The following is a 3,746-nucleotide window of genomic DNA, read 5'->3' as shown; positions in this document are numbered from 1 at the left end:
CCCAGGTCAGCGGCGATGCTCTTGTACGTCGCCCCGGGCGTGGACTCGTACAAGGCCACAGCATCGGCCTTGAACTCATCCGAGTAGTCCTTCATCGCCATCGGCGGTCTTCTCGCTTCCTCCGGATCAAGCAGATCCAGTATCAGCGTGTCCACCACTCAGGGGGAGGCTCCGTGTAGCCGAGTATGGCCTGCATCGTGGCGAGGGTGACCAGTTCCGCATCGCTCAGGCGGGGCGTAATGCCGACCGGCGGGCGCCACGGCGCCAGGTCGGGATGCTCCTTCAGCATGTCGTCGGTCGTCGCATAGAGTGCTGTCGCGAGGGTGTCCACGTCGTTCGTCACAAAACGATCTTGGACACCCTCGTTCTCGTCTCCGCAGGCACCCCTTGGACCACACCACCAGGAGGAACCAGTGTCATACCCGCAACTGCTCACCCCCGAGGAGAAGCTCGCCGACGCGAAGAAGCTGTTGAGCCTCCCGCGTATCGTCGTGATCTGCGGCTCCACCCGCTTCATGACCGAGATGAACGAGGCCGATCTGCAGGAGACCAAAGCCGGAAAGATTGTCGTCAAACCGGGCTGTGACATGAAGTCGCCGCACGAACTTTGGTCCGATCCTGTCGAGGCCGAGGCGCTGAAGGTTCGACTCGACGATCTGCACCGGGCGAAGATCCGGCTCGCTGATGAGGTGCTCGTAGTCGGCGACTACATCGGAGACAGCACCCGAGCCGAAATCGCCTACGCCCGGTCGCTGGGCAAGCCCGTGCGGTTCACGCACCCCGAAGTCGACCCTGACGCCTGACCGCCCGCTGCCACCTCGACAACCAGGGCCGGCAGCCCGCCGCCTGACCGTCTCGCGGTGGCTTCGGCCGCCGCCCACCCCACACCCTCCGCAGGCATCCCTTGGAATTGATCATCTAGTTCCTGCGCGCTCTCGTGGCAGTTGTCGACCTCCACGAACAGCAGCGGCACCCTGGCCTCCGAGGCGTACGCGGACATCCGGCTGGGCGCCGCCCTTGCCCGGTGCGTTCCACGCGCCGGTGGCGGGCAGCGGAACCCAGGTCGCGTAGGAGGCGATGGTGCCCAGGCCGCCCGGCCCGTCGACGCCGGCCCGGGCGGCCGCGAGCGCTTCGGCCGGCTCGCCCTCCAGCAGGGCCAGGCCCGGCTTCGGCCGCAGCAGGGCGATGACGCACTCGTTGACGGCCACGGGGCGGGAGGCGCCGCTGCTGCCCGCGCTACGGGCCGTTCCGCCCAGGGGCCGCCCCAGTTCGTACGAGGCGGCCTCCAGGCCCTTGGGAGTCAGGTTCCGCAAGGTCTCCGACCCGCTGTTGCTGCCGCCGTTCTCGGACAGACAGGCCGTGCTTGCGCAGATCGGACAGCGCGCCCGTGTGCAAGGCGGTCCGAGCGGTCTTGCGTTCCGAGGGCGTCTTCTTGTCGGTGTGCCGGTAGGTCAGGTGCGGCGCGCCGACCGCTGGATCTGGTCGGCCGTCGCCACCTTCAGCACACCGAGCGCGCGCAGCACGTCGCCGCGGTGACTGTTCGAGGACCCCGCCGAGTTCGTCTTCCGCTTCCCCGCCATCAGAGCGCGCCTTCCGTCCGTCGCGACCGGCCGGGCGCCGGCCCCGCCCGGCCGCTGCGGCGATCACCTCGGTTCCTCCCTGCTCCGGAAGCGGCGGAGAGGCCTGCGGGCGACCGGAATCGCGGCATACCGTGCGCTGCGCGGCTGAGCCCTGGACGACGTTCCGTGTGTCGGGCCAGATCGGCGATGACGACCTTGCCGGTGTACCGCGGTACCAGTGACCGATGGTGATTGTGGCCTCCGGGTCCACGGGTCGTGCCGTGGCCGCTCCTAGCCTCGAAAGCAGTGACCCGGCCGGATGCCGGGCCAGACGGAAGCGGGGAGCGACGCCGTGATCGAAGTTCGTGGGCTGACCAAGCGGTACGGGGACAGGACGGCGGTGGACGGCCTGAGTTTCGTCGCGCCGCCGGGGCAGGTGACCGGGTTCCTGGGGCCCAACGGGGCGGGTAAGTCCACCACCATGCGGATGATCGTGGGTCTGGATGCGCCCACCAGCGGAAAGGCCCTGGTCAACGGCAAGCCCTACGCCCAACACCGTTCCCCCTTGCAGGAGTTGGGGGTGCTGCTGGAGGCGAAGGCGGTGCATCCGGGGCGTTCCGCGTTCAACCACCTGATGGCGTTGGCGTACACCCATGGCGTGCCGCGTCGGCGGGTGGAGGAGGTCATCGACCTCGCCGGTCTGCATGCGGTGGCGCACAAGCGGGTCGGGGCGTTCTCGCTGGGGATGGGGCAGCGGCTGGGCATCGCCGCCGCGCTGTTGGGCGATCCGGCGGTGGTGATGCTGGACGAGCCGGTCAACGGGCTGGATCCCGAAGGTGTGCGCTGGGTGAGGGAGTTGCTGCGCGGACTGGCCGCCGAGGGCCGCACGGTGATGCTGTCCTCGCATCTGATGAGCGAGATGGCGCAGACCGCCGACCGTCTGGTGGTCGTCGGACGGGGGAGGCTGCTGGCCGAGACGACCGTCGACGCGCTGGTCGCACAGAGCGAGGACAAGGGGGTGCGGGTGGCCACCGGCGAGCCTGGGCGGCTGCGCTCGCTGCTGGCCGCGCCGGGTGTCACCGTGACCTCGGCGGGTGCCGAGCGGCTGGTGGTCTCCGGGCTGGACACGCGGCGGATCGGGCAGGTGGCCGCCGAGCACCAGGTGCCGCTGTACGAACTGGTCACCGAGTCGGTGTCCCTGGAGGAGGCGTTCATGAATCTCACCCAGGACGCCGTCGAATATCACAGCTCCGATGCAGGGAGGGCTGCCTGATGACCGCGAGCACGATGGAGCCTTCCACGGCGGTGGGTCCGGTGTACCGGGTGACCGGTCGGCGGGTGGTCCGTTCGGAGTGGGCCAAGTTCTGGTCGCTGCGCTCCAGTTGGATCACGCTGGGGGTGGCCGTGCTGTTCCTGGTGGTGATCGGGGTGATCGCCGCCGCCGTCTACAGTCCGAGCGGCCCGCTGGGCGGCAAGGACGCGGCATCCGGTGCGGCGCTGACCCTGGCGCTGGCCGGCACCAACCTCGCCGCGCTGGCCGTCGGCGCGCTGGGTGTCCTGCTGTCGGCCGGTGAGTACAGCACGGGGATGGTCCGCTCGACGTTCGCCGCGGTGCCGGGCCGGCTGCCCGTGCTGTGGGCGAAGTGCGCGGTCTTCGGTCCGGTCGCCTTCGTCACCACCACCGTCGGCGCCCTGGTCTCGTTCCTGCTGGGGAGCGCCTCCCTGCACGGCGAGAAGATCGCCCTGTCGCTGGGGGATCCCGGGGTTTTCCGGTGCCTGGTGGGTGCGGGCCTGTATCTGGGTCTGGTCGGTGTGTACGGGGTGACGGTCGGCCTGCTGGTGCGCAACAACGCCGGGGGCATCGCAATCCTGGCCGGTGTGGTGCTCGTGCTGCCCGGTCTGACCGGGCTGCTGCCCAGCTCGCTGGGGGACACGGTCAGCCGCTACCTGCCCAGCAACGCCGGCCAGTCGGTGATGACCCTGCACGAGTCCAGCGACTCCCTGGTGAGTCCCGGAGCGGGTTTCGCGGCGCTGCTGGTGTGGGCCGTACTGCTGCTGGCGGGTGCCGCCTACCGGCTGCGTCGCAGTGACGTCTGAGGTCGCGTCCGCGACGATGGACCGGATGGACCCGATGGGCGACAGGAAGACGGCGCGGTCGGCCCGGGCGGGAGCGGCTGCGCTCCCGCC

Annotated in this window: 6 protein-coding genes and 1 pseudogene; 3 read left to right on the top strand and 4 right to left on the bottom strand. The window is 69.9% G+C overall.

Features of this window, described 5'->3' with window-relative positions; translation table 11 throughout:
* Together ABT114_RS50000 and ABT114_RS49995 are read right to left on the bottom strand one after the other, a co-directional pair.
* Positions 1 to 101 (bottom strand): transposase (locus ABT114_RS50000; protein WP_351153952.1); only part of this gene is annotated, 101 nt, incomplete at its 3' end.
* A gap of 71 nt (positions 102 to 172) precedes the next feature.
* Positions 173 to 343: pseudogene (locus ABT114_RS49995) on the bottom strand (IS982 family transposase); the annotation flags it as partial.
* A 70-nt stretch (positions 344 to 413) separates the two neighbouring features.
* On the opposite strand from ABT114_RS49995, the gene ABT114_RS49990 reads away from it, so the two are divergent.
* Complete coding sequence (locus ABT114_RS49990) at positions 414 to 803, top strand: hypothetical protein (protein WP_351153949.1); 390 nt, start codon at positions 414 to 416, stop codon at positions 801 to 803.
* Between the two features lie 111 nt (positions 804 to 914).
* On the opposite strand, the gene ABT114_RS49985 is transcribed toward ABT114_RS49990, so the two are convergent.
* Together ABT114_RS49985 and ABT114_RS49980 are read right to left on the bottom strand one after the other, a co-directional pair.
* Positions 915 to 1,313: a hypothetical protein gene (locus ABT114_RS49985; RefSeq protein WP_351153946.1), complete on the bottom strand. Its 399-nt coding sequence runs from the start codon at positions 1,311 to 1,313 to the stop codon at positions 915 to 917.
* 138 nt (positions 1,314 to 1,451) lie between these two features.
* Positions 1,452 to 1,580, bottom strand: a complete 129-nt coding sequence (locus tag ABT114_RS49980; protein WP_351153944.1) for a hypothetical protein — start codon at positions 1,578 to 1,580, stop codon at positions 1,452 to 1,454.
* A gap of 331 nt (positions 1,581 to 1,911) precedes the next feature.
* Here ABT114_RS49980 and ABT114_RS49975 point away from each other — a divergent pair, with 331 nt between their 5' ends.
* Positions 1,912 to 2,832 (top strand): ABC transporter ATP-binding protein, encoded by a 921-nt coding sequence (locus ABT114_RS49975; RefSeq protein WP_351153941.1) that lies wholly within the window; start codon positions 1,912 to 1,914, stop codon positions 2,830 to 2,832.
* Positions 2,832 to 3,656, top strand: coding sequence for an ABC transporter permease (locus ABT114_RS49970; protein WP_351153939.1), 825 nt, complete (start codon positions 2,832 to 2,834; stop codon positions 3,654 to 3,656). Before ABT114_RS49975 ends, ABT114_RS49970 begins: the two co-directional genes overlap by 1 nt.
* Positions 3,657 to 3,746 lie beyond the last annotated feature (90 nt).

The organism is Streptomyces sp. NPDC002088, assembly GCF_040296605.1.
In the GTDB taxonomy this organism is placed as follows: Bacteria; Actinomycetota; Actinomycetes; order Streptomycetales; family Streptomycetaceae; genus Streptomyces.
The sequence above is the reverse complement of the archived record's forward strand: the minus strand, read 5'-3'. Positions and strand labels throughout refer to the sequence as shown.

Coding starts and splice junctions, on each gene's coding strand:
- ABT114_RS49980 (WP_351153944.1), bottom strand. CDS start 1,580: ATGGCGGGGAAGCGGAAGACGAACTCGGCGGGGTCCTCGAACAGTCAC.
- ABT114_RS49970 (WP_351153939.1), top strand. CDS start 2,832: ATGACCGCGAGCACGATGGAGCCTTCCACGGCGGTGGGTCCGGTGTAC.